Raw genomic sequence first — 1,004 nt, 5'->3', positions numbered from 1 at the left:
CAGTGATGTAATTTGTGATCTCTTTATCTGCTTCTGTAAAATTCCCATAACCACTGGCGGGTATCCACTCAGATTTCAAACTTCTAAAGAAACGCTCCATTGGTGCGTTATCCCAACAATTCCCGCGGCGACTCATACTTTGCTCAATCTGAAGACGCCATATTAATTGTCTGAATTTCAAGCTTGTGTAATGTGAACCTTGATCGCTGTGATAAATCACATTCTCAGGTTTCCTCCTTAACTCAAATGCCATTTTCAAGGCTTTACAGGTCAGCTCGCTGTCAGGTGATAATGACAAAGCCCACCCAACAGGTTTACGGGAAAACAGGTCTAGAACAACCGCTAAATATGCCCAACGATTACCGACCCAAACATACGTCACATCGCCACACCACACTTGATCTGGTTGAGTTACGGCAAACTGTCGATTAAGCGTATTCGGGATCGCTACATGCTCTTGTGCAGCTTTCCTATAAGAATGTTTAGGCTGCTGACAGCTCAATAACCCAAGCTTTTTCATTAGATTACGGGCTCGATAACGACTGAGACAGATCCCTTTGTTAGTCACTAATTGCGCTATCGTTCGAGCACCGGCAGAGCCATGACTAATACGATGCGCGGCCTTCACTTCACTGCATAAAATTGTAAAATCAGCATCGATATGTTCTTTTCTTTTTAGCCAATATTTATAGCTACTTCGATGCACTTTGAATGCATTACAAATTGTGAGAATAGAGTGGCTCTGCTTGAGTGCGCTGATCAGCGTAAATTGTTCATCGAGTCTGACATCAAGAGAGCGGTAGCCTTTTTTAGGATTAGATTATGCTCCTCAAGACGCGCTATTTGTTTCTTCAGTTCACGGATTTCAATTTGTTCTGGGGTAATCGGAGATGCTTTTGGTGTGCCACCCTGGCGTTCTAGTTTTAACTGTCTCACCCATTTATCCATAGTGGACTTACCTACGTTCATCGCCTTTGCAGCTTCGATGATGCTATGGTTTTTAT

At 43.0% G+C, this 1,004-nt stretch carries 1 pseudogene; it reads right to left on the bottom strand.

Annotated elements, in window-relative coordinates:
- Positions 1-1,004 (bottom strand): annotated as a pseudogene (locus MO387_RS20755) (IS3-like element ISSba5 family transposase); the annotation flags it as partial.

The organism is Shewanella sp. N2AIL (genome assembly GCF_022690845.1).
In the GTDB taxonomy this organism is placed as follows: domain Bacteria; phylum Pseudomonadota; class Gammaproteobacteria; order Enterobacterales; family Shewanellaceae; genus Shewanella; species Shewanella baltica.
The sequence above is the reverse complement of the archived record's forward strand: the minus strand, read 5'-3'. Positions and strand labels throughout refer to the sequence as shown.